This is a genomic window from Moorena producens 3L (genome assembly GCF_000211815.1).
GTDB classification, from domain to species: domain Bacteria; phylum Cyanobacteriota; class Cyanobacteriia; order Cyanobacteriales; family Coleofasciculaceae; genus Moorena; species Moorena producens.
Map to the genome: position 1 here is coordinate 1 of NZ_GL890921.1, position 19781 is coordinate 19781.

The 19781-nt window shown below is 44.4% G+C and carries 14 protein-coding genes and 2 pseudogenes; 12 read left to right on the forward strand and 4 right to left on the reverse strand.

The genetic code is table 11. The features are described 5' to 3' along the window. Positions 1 to 417 precede the first annotated feature (417 nt). The gene (locus tag LYNGBM3L_RS14785; protein ID WP_008184685.1) at positions 418 to 1794 is read left to right on the forward strand and encodes a PQQ-dependent sugar dehydrogenase; all 1377 of its coding nucleotides are present in this window, start codon (positions 418 to 420) and stop codon (positions 1792 to 1794) included. A gap of 276 nt (positions 1795 to 2070) precedes the next feature. Next, the gene (gene pyk, locus LYNGBM3L_RS14790; RefSeq protein WP_008184687.1) at positions 2071 to 3852 is read left to right on the forward strand and encodes a pyruvate kinase; all 1782 of its coding nucleotides are present in this window, start codon (positions 2071 to 2073) and stop codon (positions 3850 to 3852) included. A 399-nt stretch (positions 3853 to 4251) separates the two neighbouring features. Here pyk and LYNGBM3L_RS14795 read toward each other — a convergent pair whose 3' ends face one another. Next, the gene (locus LYNGBM3L_RS14795) at positions 4252 to 4917 is read right to left on the reverse strand and encodes a hypothetical protein (RefSeq protein WP_008184689.1); all 666 of its coding nucleotides are present in this window, start codon (positions 4915 to 4917) and stop codon (positions 4252 to 4254) included. A 1295-nt stretch (positions 4918 to 6212) separates the two neighbouring features. Between LYNGBM3L_RS14795 and acpP the strand changes: the two genes are divergently transcribed. The 3 genes from acpP to tkt all read left to right on the forward strand — a co-directional run bounded on the left by acpP (position 6213) and on the right by tkt (position 10176). After that, entirely contained in the window at positions 6213 to 6476 is a 264-nt protein-coding gene (acpP, locus tag LYNGBM3L_RS14800) for an acyl carrier protein (RefSeq protein WP_131827125.1), read from the forward strand. Between the two features lie 63 nt (positions 6477 to 6539). Beyond that, positions 6540 to 7790 (forward strand): beta-ketoacyl-ACP synthase II, encoded by a 1251-nt coding sequence (gene fabF / locus LYNGBM3L_RS14805; RefSeq protein ID WP_044493297.1) that lies wholly within the window; start codon positions 6540 to 6542, stop codon positions 7788 to 7790. Positions 7791 to 8169: 379 nt separating this feature from the next. Further along, entirely contained in the window at positions 8170 to 10176 is a 2007-nt protein-coding gene (gene tkt / locus LYNGBM3L_RS14810) for a transketolase (RefSeq protein WP_008184696.1), read from the forward strand. A gap of 464 nt (positions 10177 to 10640) precedes the next feature. On the opposite strand, the gene LYNGBM3L_RS45765 is transcribed toward tkt, so the two are convergent. Then, complete coding sequence (locus LYNGBM3L_RS45765) at positions 10641 to 10868, reverse strand: hypothetical protein (RefSeq protein WP_131827124.1); 228 nt, start codon at positions 10866 to 10868, stop codon at positions 10641 to 10643. A 601-nt stretch (positions 10869 to 11469) separates the two neighbouring features. Here LYNGBM3L_RS45765 and sds point away from each other — a divergent pair. From sds to LYNGBM3L_RS14830, 3 genes and pseudogenes are all read left to right on the forward strand, one after another. Further along, positions 11470 to 12441, forward strand: a complete 972-nt coding sequence (gene sds, locus LYNGBM3L_RS14820) for a solanesyl diphosphate synthase (RefSeq protein WP_008184698.1) — start codon at positions 11470 to 11472, stop codon at positions 12439 to 12441. Positions 12442 to 13474: 1033 nt separating this feature from the next. Next, positions 13475 to 14023, forward strand: a pseudogene (locus tag LYNGBM3L_RS38370) (reverse transcriptase N-terminal domain-containing protein); the annotation flags it as partial. A gap of 429 nt (positions 14024 to 14452) precedes the next feature. Continuing rightward, positions 14453 to 14815: pseudogene (locus LYNGBM3L_RS14830) on the forward strand (hypothetical protein); the annotation flags it as partial. 24 nt (positions 14816 to 14839) lie between these two features. On the opposite strand, the gene LYNGBM3L_RS36525 reads toward LYNGBM3L_RS14830, so the two are convergent. Further along, positions 14840 to 15001: a hypothetical protein gene (locus tag LYNGBM3L_RS36525; RefSeq protein ID WP_267872037.1), complete on the reverse strand. Its 162-nt coding sequence runs from the start codon at positions 14999 to 15001 to the stop codon at positions 14840 to 14842. 141 nt (positions 15002 to 15142) lie between these two features. Further along, positions 15143 to 15493 carry an IS1/IS1595 family N-terminal zinc-binding domain-containing protein gene (locus LYNGBM3L_RS50395; protein ID WP_044493301.1) on the reverse strand — a complete coding sequence of 117 codons (351 nt, stop codon included), beginning with the start codon at positions 15491 to 15493 and terminating at the stop codon, positions 15143 to 15145. Positions 15494 to 16627: 1134 nt separating this feature from the next. Here LYNGBM3L_RS50395 and LYNGBM3L_RS14840 point away from each other — a divergent pair. From LYNGBM3L_RS14840 to LYNGBM3L_RS43595, 4 genes are all read left to right on the forward strand, one after another. Then, positions 16628 to 17995 carry a hypothetical protein gene (locus tag LYNGBM3L_RS14840; protein ID WP_008184713.1) on the forward strand — a complete coding sequence of 456 codons (1368 nt, stop codon included), beginning with the start codon at positions 16628 to 16630 and terminating at the stop codon, positions 17993 to 17995. Between the two features lie 607 nt (positions 17996 to 18602). Beyond that, positions 18603 to 18893, forward strand: a complete 291-nt coding sequence (locus LYNGBM3L_RS14845) for a DUF2499 domain-containing protein (RefSeq protein ID WP_008184715.1) — start codon at positions 18603 to 18605, stop codon at positions 18891 to 18893. 196 nt (positions 18894 to 19089) lie between these two features. After that, a complete protein-coding gene (locus LYNGBM3L_RS14850; RefSeq protein ID WP_008184717.1) occupies positions 19090 to 19419 on the forward strand; it encodes a DUF3593 domain-containing protein in 330 nt (109 codons plus the stop codon). Positions 19420 to 19438: 19 nt separating this feature from the next. Beyond that, entirely contained in the window at positions 19439 to 19615 is a 177-nt protein-coding gene (locus tag LYNGBM3L_RS43595; protein ID WP_154659801.1) for a hypothetical protein, read from the forward strand. Positions 19616 to 19781: the final 166 nt, after the last annotated feature.

The following is a 19781-nucleotide window of genomic DNA, read 5'->3' on the forward strand; positions in this document are numbered from 1 at the left end:
TGCAACATTTATTTATATTTTAATACCGAAAATATGGTATATAATGATACGCTTTGCCTGAAGTAGGGATAACTGGAGGCTATGGGGAGATGAAGAAGATGGGGTTGAAGGTGGTTTACCCTTGAAGGTTAACAGCTTGAAGGTTGTTCATGGTTGAAGGTTAACAGGTTGAAGGTTAACAGGTTGAAGATTAACAGGTTGTTCGCGTTCGCCTTTGGCGTGGCCTACGGCCAAGCGTGGCCAATAGGCCAAGGTTGAAGGTTCTAAGCAGCAACCGGCAACACCTACTAACCTACAACCGGCAACCTACTAACCTACAACCAGCAACCTGATCACCGGCAACCGCAATCAACTAATACCTTGGATTGCTACTTGGTCAGTTAAGATAAATCCAAATATCACCCTTTGCTCCTGATCATGAACTCCCCACGTTTCCTGATCCTGCAACTGCTGATGACTACGGTAGTAGCCTGTGGTTCAACCAGCACTTCAACTCAAGCACCTGCGGCACCGATTGTACAAAAGTCCTCCTCTGAAGAATCTCCCCAAATTGCTCAGGCACCTACACAAACAAATGCTTTATCCACAAAAACCCTAATCGATACCAAAACCCTGACACCCCAACCGATTCAAATTACCCTGAATGATTTACCCCAACCTTTTGCTACTACTAGCGCCTCTCGACCTCCAAAAGTGGTAGCAATACCATCCAACCCAAGCCTAAAAGTACCAGCGGGTTTCCAAGTGAACGTATTTGCTGATGGGTTAGACCGTCCCCGCTGGCTAGCACTTACTCCCACTGGCGATATCTTGGTCACAGAAACTCGGGCAAATCGTATTCGTTTATTGCGTGACAGCAATGGTGATGGAGTTGCTGATCTCAAAAAAACCTTTGCTAGTGCTAGTAATGGGTTAAATATTCCCTTTGGCATGGCGTTTGCTGATCAATACTTCTTCTTGGGCAACACTAATGCTGTACTCCGGTTTCCCTACACTAAGGGTCAAGAGCAACTCACTGGCAAAGGTGAAAAAATTGCTGACCTCCCTGGCGGTGGCTACAACCAGCATTGGACACGCAATGTGGTAGTATCTCCCAACCGAAACAAAATCTACGTCTCTATTGGTTCACGGTCTAATGTCGATAGGGAACCCCTACCCCGAGCATCGGTACAGGTGATGAACCTGGACGGCTCAAACCAACAGACCTTTGCCTATGGCTTACGTAATCCTGTCGGCCTAGACTTTCACCCAATTACTGGTGAACTTTACACTACCGTCAATGAACGAGATCTAATCGGAGATGACCTAGTTCCTGATTACTTCACCCGTATTCGCCAAGGGGAATTCTATGGTTGGCCCTATGCCTATTTAGCCCCCCATCTCATCGATCCCCGTCAAACCCGCAATGGTCAAAGCATCAAACCTGAACTGGTTGCCCAAACCCGAACTCCCGATGTCTTGTTCCAATCGCACTCAGCAGCACTAGGATTACAATTTTATGATGGACGGACCTTTCCAGAAAAGTATCGTAACGGTGCCTTTGTAGCGTTTCGTGGCTCTTGGAATCGTAACCGAGGCACCGGTTACAAACTTGTCTTTGTTCCCTTTAAAACTGATAGACGACCATTAGGCTATTATGAAGATTTTCTGACTGGTTTTCTGATCGATTCCTCAGGACCAACCACCTGGGGACGTCCAGTTGGGTTGCTGGTGCTAAAAGATGGCAGTCTGCTCGTCACAGAAGAAGCCAACAACCGAATTTACCGGATCCAATACCGCAATAGTAACCCGTGAAGTACCCTCGACTAAGCCGGAATATCTTATTGATTACAACTTAATTAGGAGAAAAATTTTTTGACTGGCAATTCATCCCCCACTAACCGCACTTAGTGTAGATTAGGGAATGTTTACCGAATCTTGTTAAACCTGGCTTGGTACTAATGACTAATGACTAATGACTAATTAGAAGTCTTGGTAAAGATATTGAGGAAAACTTAATATCAAACAAATAACAATAATGTGCCATGCTAAGGTGTTGTTCGGGAAACCCACCTAATCCCTTTGACGTTTATGCAATCGCCAAATTCCCTACGTCGGACAAAGATTGTTGCCACAATTGGCCCTGCGAGCAATAGCCCAGATGTTCTCAAGGCACTAATTCAAGCTGGTGCCACCACTTTACGACTCAACTTTTCCCATGGCACCCATGAAGACCATCAGCGCAATATTCGCCTGATTCGCCAGACGGCCTTTGAACTCAATCAGCCTGTAGCGATCCTCCAAGACTTGCAAGGACCGAAAATTCGCTTGGGGCGGTTTGAAAACGGTTCCATTGTTGTCAACAATGGCGATCGCTTCACCTTAACCAGCAAATCGATGGTTGGTAAACAGGAAATCAGTTCAGTTACCTACGAACCCCTAGCGGACGAAGTGCCTGTGGGAGCCACCATCCTATTAGATGATGGCAAAGTTGAGATGCGGGTAGATAAGGTAGACCGAGAGGAACGAGCCTTGCACTGTACCGTTACCGTCGGTGGACCCCTCTCAAATAACAAAGGAGTTAACTTCCCTGGTGTCTACCTATCTATCAAAGCTCTGACCGATAAAGACCGACGAGATTTAATGTTTGGTTTGGATCAAGGTGTGGATTGGGTAGCACTCTCCTTTGTTCGTAATCCTCAGGACATCTTGGAAATCAAAGAACTGATTAACAGTGCTGGGAAGCAGGTACCCGTCGTTGCCAAAATTGAAAAGCATGAAGCCATTGAGCAAATGGAGGCAATTATCTCCCTGTGCGATGGAGTGATGGTTGCTCGGGGTGACTTAGGGGTAGAACTGCCAGCAGAGGATGTACCAATCTTACAAAAGCGACTGATTGCCTCAGCAAATCGACGGGGAATCCCAGTCATCACTGCCACTCAAATGTTGGACAGTATGGTTCACTCGCCCCGACCAACTCGTGCAGAAGTTTCTGATGTAGCTAATGCTATCCTTGATGGCACTGATGCAGTCATGCTCTCTAACGAAACAGCTGTTGGTAAATACCCAGTAGAAGCCGTAAAGACCATGGGCACGGTTGCGGTGCGCATTGAGCAAGAACAGATTATCGGTCATGCTCGTGACACCAGCCGCTCCATTCCCAATGCTATATCCCAAGCAGTTGGTCACATTGCCGAGCAGTTAGAGGCAGCAGCCATCATGACTCTGACTAAAACCGGTGCTACAGCGCGGAATGTTTCTAAATTCCGACCCCAAACTCCCATATTAGCAGTAACACCTCATGTAGATGTGGCTCGACAACTCCAGCTAGTTTGGGGGGTCAGACCTTTGTTAGTCCTGGATTTACCCTCAACTGGTCAGACCTTCCAAGCCGCAATGAGTGTGGCTCAGGAAAAACAGCTTCTAACAGAAAGAGATTTGGTCGTCATGACGGCTGGGACAATCCAAGGTGTGGCTGGGTCAACAGACTTAATTAAAGTAGAAGTAGTCAAAGCAGTTTTGGGTCAGGGAGTTGGTATTGGTCAGGGATCAGTAAGTGGTGTTGCTCGGGTGGCTGACACTGATGGTGATTTACCTAACTTCAACCACGGAGAAATCCTAGTGGCTCCTTCAACCAATGCCAAATTTGTGGAAGTCATTCGCAAGGCAGCAGGAATTATCACTGAGGAAGATAGTATAACTAGCCATGCAGCAGTGATTGGGTTACGCTTGGGTGTGCCAGTAATTGTGGGGGTGAATAATGCGACCCAATTGATTCGGGATGGGGCAATCTTGACTCTGGACACACAGCGGGGGTTAGTTTATTCTGGTACCCTTGGGGCTAGCCCCACTGACGGGTTACTAATGACTTGAATAAAATATACTATACCCATAACTATTGTCTATTTTGCTTTGGCTATTGCCTGGTTTGTATGTTCATGCTCAAGGGTCACTTAACTATCAAATAGTTTGTGGTAGTATTCGGCTACTAACTTAACCTGGTAGAGTCAATATTTGGAAATTAGTAAGTGGTAAGATCAAGTCCGGTTAATCACTTATAAAATGGTTAATACTATACTCATGAATTGTTAATTGTTAATTGTTAATTGTTAATTGTTAATTGTTAATTGTTGATTTGCCATTTTCAATTTTCAATTAACGAAAAACCCAGAATTATAAGTAGTCAACCGGACAGGATATTACTCATGACCGTAACTGTCCTGCTTTAAGCTTGTAGACTGATCAAAATTTATCATCAACACATCTTGGTTTTTACATCTTTAGTGCTTCGATTTCAGTGAGTAGGGATTGAGTTTCAATATGCTTCTGTCTCAGTTTCCCTGCCAAGATATTTTTTTGCTGATTTAGTTGTTGTTTTTCCATAGTCAGGCATTGATTTTCAGCCCTCTCCAACTCAAGTTGCCTTTCTAAGCATGCTTTATCCCATGCCAATTGTTTGTTTTGTCTTAGGAGTGATTTAACTTCCGTCTTGACTTGGTTTAGCTCCACAATTATTCCTTTGGTTTTCTGTACCATAAACTCCCAGGCTTGATAATCCCAATTTGAAGTTTCTGCTCCGCCATCAAGCTCTTCAAGAAAAGCCTGCTTTTCCAACTCCAGCCGTTCAACCCTCTCTTGCAGTGAGACATTTTTTTTATGCAACCTCCTTAAGGAGTTATTAACTACAATAAACTTATTGATTATCCCGATGATTTGCTGATGACTTTCTTTAAGTTCATAGTCCAGCCACTTGATTTTCTCATTAGCCAAATTTAGATCTTGTTCAATGGCTTCATAGTTATTGAAAATAAAAAAAAACCAATAAATTAATAAATTTTGGATTTGATTGCTATCTTTGATAGTATTGTTTTTGGGTTTATAATCATAAATTGCCAATAAAAACCAGCTGAATAACCAAAAAATGATACTTGAATTCATGAGACCTTCCTTGTCAAGTGATTACATCACTTTTAGCATCAACGTGACCTAGTACGACAACCGTGTAAATACATAATTGAGCTAACTGAGCTAACTCATTACAAAACTGATATTACGAGGAATTTAACCGAATTAGTGTATTTTGAAAAGCTCCTCTTGATAAAACAAAAATTTTTGACTGCTAGGCTTTTAGTCGGGATTGGTTAGTTAGCCCATCAACTAATACCAATTCTTCAAAGTAGAAGTTATAGATGCAGATGGTCAGATGGTCAGATGGTCAGAGGCTCAGATGCTCAGAGGCTTAGATGCTCAGATCAAACGAATGTGTAGCCATGTGAGCACTAAGAATTGGTATAACTTAAGAATTGGTATAACTTAAAAATTGGTAGAAGTACTGTATTAAAATTGGTAGAAGTACTGTATTAAGTATTCATACTGATACTAAGCTCGACTTAATGGATTTACGCACGATCCCTGGGATCGCAACTCCGTTAAACTCATAAGCCTTAGGCTTTTTGACTCTTGCCAGGTTACTAAGACACCCGATATGGCAAGAGTCTAGTGCTCTGTTTAAGGAAGGCTTAAGAAGTCAGCTTCCCGTTACTCGGTTTTTTTTATAAAGTTTTGTTTAATTAGCTTGACAAAAATAAAAAACAGCTGAAACTTTCCAAGACCGACCATCGTGAATTAACAGGGTGAACTCAAGGAACGATGTTGAAATTCTGCCCATGAAACTCTAACGTTTGGCTGGCTCAAGCTTGGAAGGCAACCGTCATCTGCGCGGAAAAGGAGCGGTTTGGCGAGGTTTGGTGTACAATTCCCGAGGATGTCTCTTAGGTTACCATCAAAACGTTGTGCAAACTAAGCAGTGTTAGGGTCTTGAGGACACTAATATAGATAGATAACACTGGTAACAAAGGCACCAAAGCCTTTAAGGATTAACGAAAGTGGGATCAGGGTCTCAAACATTGGCTTTCAGATGCTGTCTTAAGATCGACAAGATATCCATAGTCTATTCAAAGGGAGGTTGCCAGGTAACGTGGGAAGGAGATTTATGTGGGGCTCGGCTGTGGTAAGTTTGACCAAAGTACTGCTTGATCTCATTGACGTAGTCTTGAATATCCTCAGGTGGCAAGAAGGCAGCGGCGTTTTGAATTATCCAAGGAATTGCTCAGGGTAATGGTCGTATATCTTCTTATCTACCTACAAGATGAGACCTCTTTCGGATAAGATCATAAAACCCCTAAAATCAGTAAGTACTGCTTGAGAGGTTCTAGCTAAAAAGGCTGAGGAATATTTATATGAGCGAAATTTTCACTAAAGTTCAAGGCATCGTTTCAGAACAGTTGGACGTTGAGGCGGACCAGGTTAAGCCAGAATCCAGCTTTGCCAATGATCTGAACGCTGACTCCCTAGACACAGTTGAACTGGTAATGGCGTTAGAAGAAGCTTTCGATATCGAAATCCCTGATGAAGCGGCGGAAAAGATCGACACTGTTCAAAAGGCTGTGGATTACATTACAGAAAAAGTAGGAGCAGGAGCAGAAACTCCAGCTTGATCAGCCTGATTCATTACCGCAAGTTCTGCGTTCACGGTCGATAAGCCTAGTTTTAATGGCATGATGACAAACTTTGAGAAAAAACGGGTCGTTGTTACAGGTCTCGGTGCAATTACGCCGATAGGCAACACTGTGGCTGAGTACTGGGAAGGGTTGTTAAACGGACGCAATGGTATTGGTTTAATTTCCTTATTTGATGCCTCCAAGCACGCTTGTCGTATTGCTGGCGAGGTTAAGGGCTTTGATCCCCATGACTACATGAAGGGTAAGGAAGCAAAGCGTATGGACCGCTTTGCTCAATTTGCGGTTTCTGCCAGTAAGCAAGCATTAGCTGATGCCCAGTTTGAGATCAATGACCTGAACGCAGAACAGGTCGGTGTAATGATTGGCACTGGCATCGGTGGTCTGAAGGTACTGGAAGACCAGCAAACAGTTCTTATTAAACGTGGACCTGACCGCTGTAGTCCGTTTATGATCCCGATGATGATTGCTAACATGGCAGCTGGTCAGACAGGAATTCATACGGGAGCCAAGGGACCCAATAGTTGCCCAGTTACTGCTTGTGCCGCAGGGTCTAATGCCGTAGGTGATGCGTTTCGCTTAATCCAGCGAGGCTATGCCCAAGCCATGATTTGTGGCGGTGCTGAAGCGGCGGTGACTCCCCTAGCAATGGCTGGTTTTGCATCAGCACGAGCTTTATCTACTCGTAACGATACTCCTGAGTCAGCTTGCTGTCCTTTTGATATCGCTCGCAATGGCTTCGTGATGGGAGAAGGTTCTGGGATTGTGATCCTAGAGGAACTAGAACACGCCCTCAGTCGTGGGGCAAAAATTTATGCCGAAATCGTCGGCTATGGCATGACCTGTGATGCCCATCACATGACATCCCCTGTACCAGGTGGCGAAGGAGCAGCCAGGGCTATAGCACTGACGATGAAGGATGCTGGTTTGACGGCCGAACAGGTTAGCTACATCAATGCCCACGGGACTAGTACAGTTGCCAATGATAAAACTGAAACAGCAGCGATTAAAAAAGCTTTAGGAGACCATGCCTATAAAGTAGCAATTAGCTCCACCAAATCCATGACAGGTCATTTGTTGGGAGGGTCTGGTGGCATTGAAGCAGTGGCTTCAGTGATGGCAATTGCCCATGACCAGATTCCACCAACGATAAATTTGAACAACCCAGACCCTGAATGCGATTTGGATTACGTACCCAATTATAGTCGCCAGCAGATGGTAGAAGTAGTGCTATCCAATTCCTTTGGGTTCGGCGGTCATAATGTAACCCTAGCCTTCAAAAAATACCGGTAAAGTGGGAATAAAGTTTGAATGGTTAACGGCTTACTCCGTAGGAGAACCAAAAGGGTAGCCTTTATATTATGGTAGGCATTGGGTGAAGGTAGCTCAAGGAAAAAACTAGTAGTTACAACTACTAGTTAATGATACTTACTGAGTAACCCATATTCCCACGCTTTATGGATTGTTTTCATCCTTGATGCTTCATCTTACACTACCAGAGACGCTATCAGGCGAACATCCTTCATGCTTAGCCAATCCCTATCTCTTGCTGATTGATCCCGGTAATGGGATTATGAGAAAGTACCTTTGGGTCAACCGAGAGCCACCCTTGTTTGAACTCAGACAAATTATTGTTAGACCATAGTACACACATATCCATTAAACAGAAATTATGGCCGTTGCAACCCAGTCTCTCGAAGAACTTTGCATCAATTCCATCCGCTTCTTGGCGATTGATGCTGTAGAAAAGGCCAAGTCTGGTCATCCTGGGCTGCCCATGGGGGCGGCTCCTATGGCATTCGTGCTTTGGGACCGTTTTATGCGGTATAACCCCAAAAATCCCAATTGGTTCAACCGCGATCGCTTCGTCTTGTCGGCTGGTCATGGCTGTATGTTGCAATACGCCTTACTTTACCTAACTGGCTATGATGGTGTAACCATAGACGATCTTCAGCAGTTCCGCCAGTGGGAATCGGTTACACCTGGACACCCAGAAAACTTTGAAACCGATGGGGTTGAAGTAACTACTGGTCCATTGGGACAGGGAATTGCCAATGGTGTGGGTTTGGCAATGGCAGAAGCTCACTTAGCTGCTAGGTTCAACAAACCGGATGCTACCATTGTCGATCATTACACCTACGTCATCCTTGGTGATGGTTGCAACATGGAAGGGGTGTCTGGTGAAGCCTGTTCTTTAGCGGGTCACCTAGGACTTGGTAAACTCATCGCTCTCTACGATGACAACCATATTTCCATCGACGGCTCTACGGACTTAGCCTTTACTGAAGATGTGGGTAAGCGCTTTGAAGCGTATGGCTGGCACGTCCAACATGTAGAAAGTGGTAACACTGATCTCGAAGCTATCAATGATGCCATAGCAGCAGCCAAAGCCGTAACAGATAAGCCGTCTTTGATTAAGGTAACCACCACCATTGGCTATGGTTCTCCTAACAAAGCCAATTCACATGCTGTCCATGGTGCAGCTTTAGGTGGGGATGAAGTGGAGGCCACTCGCCAACACCTGGGATGGGAATATGAACCCTTTGTAGTTCCAGATGATGCTCTCAACCATTTACGGAAAGCTGTGGAACGGGGTACGGAAGCGGAAGCTGCCTGGAATCAAACCCTAGCTGATTACAAAACAAAGTATCCTGAACAAGCAGCAGAATTTGAGCAAATTACCAGTGGCCAACTCCCGGAAGGATGGGAAAAAGCCCTGCCCACCTACACGCCGGAAGACAAGGGAGTAGCAACCCGTAAACATTCTCAAGCCACTCTCAATGCACTCGCTCCCGTACTGCCTCAATTGATTGGTGGTTCCGCTGACCTTGCTCCCTCCAATCTCACTTTATTGAACATATCTGGGGATTTCCAGAAAGGGCAATATGAAAACCGGAACCTGCGCTTTGGCGTCCGGGAACATGGGATGGGGGCGATTTGCAATGGCATTGCCCTTCACAACTCTGGTTTGATTCCCTATGGAGCCACCTTCCTCATTTTCACCGACTATATGCGGGCAGCAATTCGCCTGTCGGCTCTATCAGAAGCTGGTGTAATTTGGGTAATGACCCACGACTCGGTAGCCTTAGGTGAAGATGGTCCGACACACCAACCTGTGGAAACCATTGCTTCCCTAAGGACTATACCAAATCTGGTAGTCCTTCGACCTGCTGATGGCAACGAAACCTCTGGGGCTTATAAGGTAGCTATTGAGCGTCGTAATGCTCCAACTCTCATCGCCTTTACCCGACAAGGTCTACCTAACCTAGCTGGTAGTTCCATTGAAGCCGCGACCAAAGGGGCTTACGTCCTCTCGGACAGCGATGGCACTCCTGACATTATCCTGATTGGTACTGGTAGCGAAGTGTCACTGTGTGTCCAAGGGGCTGAGAAGTTGCGAGAGGAAGGTAAGAAAGTCCGTGTTGTCTCCATGCCAAGCTGGGAACTTTTTGAAGCCCAGGATGAAGCCTATCGGGAATCCGTCTTGCCCAAAGCAGTGACTAAGCGCCTCGGGGTCGAAGCTGGTGTCAGCTTTGGTTGGTGCCGTTACTTGGGTACCGAGGGTGATATGATTAGCATTGATCGCTTTGGTGTTTCTGCTCCCGGTGGCGTCGCTATGGCGAAGTTTGGTTACACGGTTGAAAATGTAGTCGCTAAAGCCAAAGCATTGTTGGGATAATTAACCCAATATAATCCCTAATTCTACCTAACTCAGCTAGGGGCAACATTTCCCTGGTCATGGCAAGGCAAGACTAATCCTTGTTCTAGTGCCAGAGGGAACAAGGGAGAGGAGAAACTCTCCCTTACCTCGACCACCACCAGGGCTGTTTGGTTTTCCGTTACCCCTTAGGCCATTAGCCAAAAGGGGTAAAGCCTGACTTCACCCTTTTGGCAACGTCAGTCCTGATCACGGCAACCTTGTATATTGGAGTATCGCTAAGATATACTTGGATATACTTGATCATGAGCCAGTAGACCATGACCTGTCAAAATCTCATAGCCAAACAGATCAACACAGACAGTGGTCAGAACTATTTGCGTCTATCTGTTTTTGGGAAAACTCAAAATCTATTTAGACAATCTGGTACTCATTGCGCCAGGTTTCAAGACTCTTCCTACCCAAGCAGATGAATAGGCCATGGGTTATGCTGGAGGAGATTCACTTTGAGACCTTTGAGACCATCCCTTAACCTGGTTGACCTGGGATGCCGACTCAGTTGGCACACGAGTAGCCAAGGCGTTTTTAATGGGATTAGCAAAGTACCTTGGAGAACGTTGAACACGCTGGGCTAGTGTTAACAGCACATAGATGGTGATTAAGTAGCCAGTAGCTAGCAGGGGGATCATTAACGACATATCAATGTATAACATAAGAGTGAACAAGAGACAGATAGATGCAACGTTCTATAGAAATCTGCGGCAAAGCCATCCTAAAACCATATAGTTCTAGGATCTGGTTGCGGATAATCAGGTATGGGATACAGGTGTTTACTGCAGTTGACCGTAACCACCCTCGCCTAGCTAACTCCTGATCTTAAGGTGAGAATCATCTCAACTCAGGCTCCCGATTAGGCAACTTTTGGTGGTTATGTCTGGTTTACAACAAGTTGACTCAGTAGAGATACTGAGAGATATCAGTAGAGATCCTGAGACATAGATGGGATAGAGAGGCTTGTCTTGCCTAAGCCTACTTCTTGGCTATGGTGGGATCACCGAATTTAACTCTCCCCTTACCACGTTTGTTTGGAATTCAGTATGTTAAATCTTTAAAACCCTCAATTATCAGGATAGCACAAAAATCCTGGGTAGCCATACCGAGATCGGTACAGACTTAACAAGTCTATACAATTCCTCAAATTTCCTTCCAGTTATGCCATAAACTCAACAAAATTTTCCTATCGGGGACGGTTAGCTTAGAATTAAGAAAGAAATATGTAAACTTTCGTAACTAACTTCTGAGTCGGCTGATCACATGACCTCAGTGACCTCCCTTTTTGCTTCGGTAGAAGCAGATCTGTATCTATTGAGTGAAAACTTAAAAAACCTGATTGGTGCCAGTCACCCAATCTTATACGCTGCAGCTGAACACTTATTCGGAGCTGGGGGAAAGCGGTTACGACCAGCCATTGTATTGTTGGTCTCACGGGCAACGATAACCAACTCCAAGATTACTCCACGTCATCGCCGTCTAGCAGAAATTACTGAGATGATTCACACGGCTTCTCTGGTGCATGATGACGTGATAGACGAGTCAGATGTACGCCGGACGGTGCCCACTGTTAATAGCTTGTTCAATAACCGAATCGCTGTGCTAGCTGGTGACTTTCTGTTTGGTCAATCGGCTTGGTATCTGGCTAATCTGGATAACTTAGAGGTAGTTAAGCTGCTCTCTGAAGTGATTAAAGATATGGCAGAGGGAGAAATCCAACAAGGACTGAGTCGATTTGACACCACGACAACTATAGAAGGCTACTTGGCAAAGACTTATAACAAGACAGCTTCACTGATGGCTAATAGTGCTAAAGCAGCGGGATGCCTAAGTGGTGTTTCAGATCAGGTAGCCGAAAATTTATATCACTATGGACGTAATTTGGGGTTGGCGTTTCAGATTGTAGATGATATTCTAGACTTTACAGCTTCCACAGATGTGTTAGGTAAGCCCGCAGGGTCAGATTTAGTAAGTGGAAACCTCACAGCACCAGTTTTATTTGCCCTCGAAGAAAAACCCTACCTAGAGGTGCTCATAGAGCGAGAGTTTGCCCAGCCGGAGGATAAAGAACAAGCCTTGGCACTGGTCAGGGATAGTAAAGGAATTCAGCGATCGCGGGAAATGGCTGCCAAATATGCTCAGGCAGCAGTTAAAAATATATCAGTGTTGAAACCCTCAGAATCCAAACAAGCTCTGATTGATCTGAGCGACTATGTCTTGAGTCGCTTATACTAGAACCTTGGGTATACTAGAACATTGGAGATTGTACTCTAAGCATGGTTTGGCATGGGTAATCGGTAATGGATAATCGGTAATGGCTCAGGAGTAATGACAATTACCAATTATCTTTTTCCTGATTACCAAAGCCTTAAAATACTAATGCTGAAAATACTGATGCTGTGTAGGTACGCAGTTTTAGTGCATTACTCCAGATCAACCTGATTTATCGAATTGGGGAGTTTGAGGGGAAAGTGCGATTCGTTGGCTATAAACCTTATCCCACAAGGATTTGGGGGAATAGTCGCTAGGTCAGGAAACTGAACCATGACAACTTGATAACCATGATGGTGAAAATCCATCCGGAGGCGAAACCTTAGAATAGTGGTTTGAAGTTACCGTAAGAATTTTGAAGCCTTATTCCATGAGTTTTATCCCTTTTACCCATAGCCTGTCGCCTATAAAGGCTTCAAAATTCTAAGGTTTCATCTCCGGCCTTATTTCATATAACTTAAACTCATAACTCACAGACTGTCGCGCATTTCGGCGACCCTATTCTTACGGTAACTTCAAACCCTCGCGAAATCCGAGTGACAGCCCTACCCTGATTCATAGGAAGTAACACACCTATGGATTAATGCAAGGGTCGAACAGTGAAGCACTGCAAGCCAAAAAATGGTGTTAGTAACAGGCAAGGGACTCATGGGTACGAATAGGAAGATACGTTTAAATCATCGTTACAAACACGTAGCGAAATAAGGCTGATACGCTACCGACAAAACGTCAATGGAATAAAGATTATAGATTTTTCCCTCTATAACGATTTACCACAATATTCCCGGTGAATAGTATCGCCCTAAAAGTCCGCAGAATGGTTATCAGGAACGAATTAACCCTCACATGTACTCTCAGGAAGGTCGAATATTCTGAGTAGGTAGTTAGCCGCAAGTCATGTGGGGGCGAGATTGAGCTCAGTTGCCAATGCTTAGAGTAATATCTAGGATATGCTGACGGACTCACGTTATAGGAAATGGTGTAGTTGTAAGTAGTAATGAAAATGCCCAATACTCGGGGTTTTTCCCCAAAGTCGGAATGGAATAAGGTTAACTGGCGAAAGCTAGAAAAGACTTTATTTAAGTTACAAAAACGAATATACCGAGCCTCACAACGTGGTGATGTCCGCGTGGTTAGAAAGCTGCAAAAGACTCTGATGAAATCCTGGGACGAAACCTTAGAGAGGGTCGCCTTAATTCATATAACTTAAAACTATTACCTATAACCTGTCGCGCTCAATGGCGACCCTCTCTTACGGTAACTTCAAGGACAGCCAAAATGATTGCGGTCAGGCGAGTTACCCAGGAGAACAAAGGTAAAAAGACTGCCGGAATAGACGGGATTAAAACTTTAACCAATAAGCAGCGTCTCGCCTTAGTAGCCAAAATTAAAGTCTCCACAAAGGCACAACCCACCAGAAGAGTATGGATTCCCAAACCCGGACGGACGGAAAAACGCCCATTAGGTATCCCAACCATATATGACCGTGCTCTACAGGCACGCGGCCATTCAGGCTCTTGAACCTGAATGGGAAGCAAAATTTGAACAAGACCGTGAGACGCATTCCCCCACCTGGCCGCAGGCCACGCTACGCGAACGCTCAGGTTTTGAAGTTACCGTAAGATAGGGTCGCCTTATTAAAAAAGATTTAAACCTTTTCTGCATAGCCTGCTGACTATAAAGGCGACCCTATCTAAGAGGATATCTCCCAAGTTTTTTGATACTGAATTTTGCCCCCCTGACCCCCCAACTTTGGGGGGAACAAGAGTCAATTTGCTTCTAAAAGTCCCCCAGAATTGGGGGACCAACGGGGGCTTGGATGTAGCAAATGAGACTTCTCAGACAACCTCTAAGGTTTCGTCTCCGTGGTTAGTCCACGCCAACAACAATTACTAAAAACCTGGAACATTCATTAATCTCTTGTCGTCTAATCTTTTGTAGACTAAAAATTAACTAAGGATATTTTATTAGACCAGTGAAAGCGCCAGCAAAAGTCATACGAACTGACAAATGGAAACTTAATCCGTCCCCCGAACAGAAAGTGTTATTCGGGGAGACGGTCAAAGTTTATCGTCAGGCTTGTAGGTACTTAGTTGGTATTATTTATACTCATTGGTCTGAACTTGGCGAGTTAACAGCAGATCAGTTAACTCCTGCTGTCGAAAAGTTGATGCATAAAACAGCCAAGCGACCTAATGTAAAATATCCTCAGTTCAATAAGGCTTTTCATAAATTTCCTAGCTATTACCGTCGAGCAGCAATCGCATTTGCAGCTGGGCAGGTTAGCAGTTATGTTACCAGATACCGTGAATGGCAGTCTGGTGTCCGAAAAAGGAAAGGCGTTGCTGAATAACGAAATGGTTTAACTATAAAGGGGGATTTTTTGATATTTTAAATAATAAATAAGAAGTCTAATTGATAACTCCAACATTGGTGATGATTTAGAATAGCAAAGAGTTCGCTGATGTAGTCTGGCTAAATAATGTCTCAATCTGGTATTTTCATTTTCTATGTCTTGATGCAGTCGCTCATGGTTTGTTCGCGTTCGCCTTTGGCGTGGCCTACGGCCAAGCGTCGGCAGGCCTTGAAGTTACCGTAAGACAGGCTTGCCTTAATCAATGGAGGCGCGCTTTCCGCGTGAAGAATTAAATTACGGGGTCGCGCCTCAAGTTTTAACCATGCATCTGCATAGCCTACCAACCATAAAGGCTCCCCTGTCTAAGGTTTCGTCTCCGGGGGAAACCACGGCAATAGCGAGTGGGGGGAACCCCCAAGACCGTAATGGTGCGTTTGACCCGTAATTAAATTCGCCACGGGTCGCACCTCTGCCTCCCCAAGACCGCGCTGCATCGCTTAGATACATTTTTAGGCAAAGCAATTTAGTTTTTTCATCGTAACCACGCTCAGTTTTAACCTCTATAAATTGTCGCCCACATTCGTTGCATTTATATCTTTGTTTTCCTCTTTGATGACCATATTTATGAGTTTTATGGCTATGATATTTAGGGCATTCCATGGTTTTCTTTTTAGAATACCATTTTTTGATTCAGCAACGCCGAAATCCTTTCAAGAATATGGATTGCGGTTTGATATCGAGGAAAATTTCTGGGCGTTGCTGATTATGGGTATGGTTCCGCCCCCCTAGCCCCCCAAGCGAGGGATTGCTCGCTTGGGGGGAACAAAACTCTTAAAGTCCCCCAAGCGAGGGATTGCTCGCTTGGGGGATTTAGGGGGCTTTCATAAAATCAGATAATCGCGCATTCATTCCTTAATTCAGCAACGCCAATTTCTGGGATGACCAGTCCAATGGGAGCGAATGTGCAAAAATCCCAAATTCGCTCAGTTCCTGCTTGATCAAGGGCTTAGGTTCATCCTGGCAGTTGCTACGTTATATGTCACAGCCCCTTGGGGTTGAGGTCGTTGAAACCGGTTTTCGTCGATGGGTAGACACACACTGGCCCAGGAGGAAACAGCTATTTTCGGTAGGGTTTGGAGTGGGTCAAAGCCTCCGAGCGAAAATGGCTGGAGACTGATTCGTCGGGTTCGTTTTACATAGGTGCCCTTGACCTTGGCGAATTAAATTCGCCACGGGTCGCACCTGAGTAATCATGATCCTGACCCAGTGATGGCTTCACGAACACAACATGATAAACGACGGTATCGACTGGAATTCAAAATACAAACGTACGAGTACGTGGTTGATTAGTTTTGTCAGTCAACCAGCCCATCAGGTTCTTGCTTGTATCTGTTCCCGTTCTAAAACCAAACACCAAACACCAAACACTTAACACCTAATTATGATCAGAAAATGTTAAAAAAATCAGTCGAAATTTCATTGTTATAGCAGTTCAAGTTATAGGATTACGATCGAATAGCCTGTAGGAGCGCTTAAGCGTACTTGGCAATTACCGCTAATTTTGTGTCGATAACCCCTCATCACAACAGGGTGTATTTAGGATATCCTATGACTAACACTTATGGGATAGGGTCTTGACTCGGGAGCAGTTATTATGGTTAACTGCTAACAGTTAAGCATGAGGGTAGCAGCGGGCAAGCTTTGTCCTACTCCTAGACGGAGATAGGTTAATTTTTAATGTCGCTCTTTTGTGATTTGTAATAAGTCGTAGTTTGGTCTGTATGGAGTAAGCAGATGGATGGTGCTTTTGGGAGCAAAAGGTTAATTGGTAATCACGCCCATCAAGAGGATGAATTGAACTCAAGGGTAAACTCAAATGCGATCGCAAAATCAAGCTCTATTCTGGACTTGATTTCCTCAAATTCCGATCAAGTCAGGGTGTTTGCCTTCGATATCCGAAGCCAACCTCACTTTCAGGGCAAGAATACACTCCAACCTTGGGCGTCACGAGCCCTAGCTGTAGCTGGTTCAGACGATGTCGTGATGATTCCTGGAAATCTGGATGCAGAGTACTACGACTGGCTGAAAAATCTTGGCTTAGGACCCCAGAAAGTCTTTGCCTTCAACCGTGAAAATGAACCAGCACTGCTCTCAGAGCTGATAATGCAAAAAGCGGATGAAGTAAGAGCATTTCTTGCATCGATTGGAAAACCCTTGGTGTTTGTTCCTTATTATTCGGCAGATCTAGATAAACAGGCGGCGTCAACCATTGATGCCGTTTTTTTTGGCTGTGATCAGTCTATTACCTTAAAGTATTTTGACAAGTCCACCTTTAAGGACCTGTGTCAGTCTCTTGGTATTCCCACAGTACCAGGAACTATCCTGAGTAAATCATCAGACTCTGAGGATTTTGAGACAAAACTGCGACAGGAAATCTTAGGTTGGCTTAAGGATTATGAGACGTTACTGATCCGGGGCGCACAAGGGTCTGTAGGCTCATCACTTTATAAAGTTAACAGCAGTAACCTCGACACTGAGATGCCAAAAATGCTGGCATCGGGAGAGAGTTGTTTTTTAATTGAGCCATTCCTTAAAGTCATTACATCCCCCAATGACCAGTGGATGATTGGCAGCAATGGAGAAATTGCTCATCTGGGAGTGACATGCCAGCTATTTAGTGGGTTAAAACATATCGGTAACGTGAAAGGAAAACCCTATTCAAGACGGATAGAAGGGTTAATTCGCGATTACTCCTTCAAAATCGCCCAGCAGATGCGGGATGATGGCTATCTTGGCATCTTAGGCATCGATTATATTGTCACAGATCAAGGAATATTTCCCATCGAAAATAACGCCCGATTGAACGGATCGTCCTTTGCGTTTTTTATTCTTGACAATTTGTTTGGTTCTAGTGACTACGATGGATGCTGGAAGGTGTTGAGACTTGAAATCGAACCCTGTAGTTTTAGCACCCTCCGGGAAAAGATTGGTTCCTTAATTTACCAGGGTAATGGTAATCCGAATTTTGTCTTTCCTTATGAATTTGACACCTTACGAACTCAAGGGGATGTCACTATACTAATTGTAGCTGAGGATTTACATCACCTGGAATACGTTGAGAAAGAACTATTATCTAAGCTAGAGATAGCAGCTCTTAATTAAAGTATGTCAGCTAATAGCTCACAGCTGAAGGCTCATATATAATTATTTTCTCATTAAACAGTACTACACCAGGCCAATTTGTCTTCATAACTAGAAAGTTATGGTCTACTTTATCCTGATCAACCTCACAAATATAGCTTACCTTAGCTATATTTGTGACTTCGCCTAGGGTAGTAGGGCAATTGCAATGGTATTTCCTAGTTCAGAGTACTATTGTATGAAAACTGGGTACCTGTTAAGCAAAAACTAGTACTAGTTTCTGGTTAACCAGTACTGTTGTGTAACAAACGGGTACCCGTTTATCATTAAGCAGTACTGTTGTGTAACAAACTAGTACTGTTGTGTAATAAACGGGTACCTGTTTCTGGTTAACCAGTACTGTTGTATAACAAACGGGTACCCATTTTTCCTTAACGGGTACTCGTTTCTCGTTAACTAGTACTGGTTTGTAACAAAACAGTACCCATTTCTCATTAACGGGTACTGTTTCTCATTAATGGGTACCCGTTTCTCGTTAACGGGTACTGATTTGTGAGTACGGTAGACTTAATAGCAAGGGAAATGTAGTTTAGCCTCTACTATTAGGTTTTTTCTGACGTTTTTTCTTATGCATGCTCTATCAATTCCAACTTGGATTATTCACATTTCCAGTGTTATCGAGTGGATCGCTGCAATTTGGCTAATCTGGACCTATGGTGAAATTACTGGTAATCGTGCTTGGTGGGCATTGTCTTTTGCCATGTTACCAGCATTGGTCAGTGCTATGTGTGCTATCACCTGGCACTTTTTTGACAACCAACAATCCCTGGAGTGGATGGTTACACTCCAAGCAGCGATGACAGTTGTCGGTAACTGTACCCTTTGTGGAGCAGCTTGGTGGATTTGGCGTTCAGCCTAAGGTTGCTACCAATGCCAGGGATAAGTTGTACGGTAAGCTATCAGCTATCAGCTATCAGCTATCAGCTATCAGCTATCAGCTATCAGCTATCAGCTATCAGCTGACGGCTGACGGCTGACGGCTGACAGCTGACGGCTGACAGCTGACGGCTGACGTTTTACGAATCATTTTGACAACCGTTTTTGCTGATCTTCAGATGATTTCTAAAGAGACATTATTTGCCATTTCCCTATTTCCTTACCTAGGATTCTTGTGGTTTCTCACTCGTTCTGGACAAACACCCCGTTTAGCGCTAATCGGATTTTACGTCCTCTTGGTGTTTGTTTTTGTTACCATCCCAGCTGGGATTTATTCCAAGGTAGCTTATCAGGAAGCATTAGCTGATGTGGATTGGCTACATGGCAGTGCTGAGTTTTTTTTAACCCTTTCCAATACTTTAGTAGTACTGGGCTTCCGACAAGCAATTATGGAACATATCGCAAAGGGAACAGGGAACAGGGAACAGGGAACAGGAAACAGGGAGTAGCGATGCAGAGGTGCGACCCGTGGCGAATTTAATTACGGGTCAAACGCACCATTACGGTCTTGGGGAGGCAGTGAGGCCAAAGGGGGTTCCCCCCATGAGCAACTGCCGTGGTTTCCCCCATGAGCGACTGCATCAAGACGGGAATATGGCATTAAAAATTATCACAATTCCTACACGGATTGCTATAAGGGTTTGAAGTAATCAGGTAATTATACCAAATCCGCTTGCCACACCCCCTTTATAAAAAATCGACCAAATCCTTTTATTCGAGGAATCTATAGCTGTTTGGATAAGGGGGGTATGGGAACAGGATTTGGTATTAGATAATGAGGGGATAGGCAGATAAGCTACATAATCTCAAA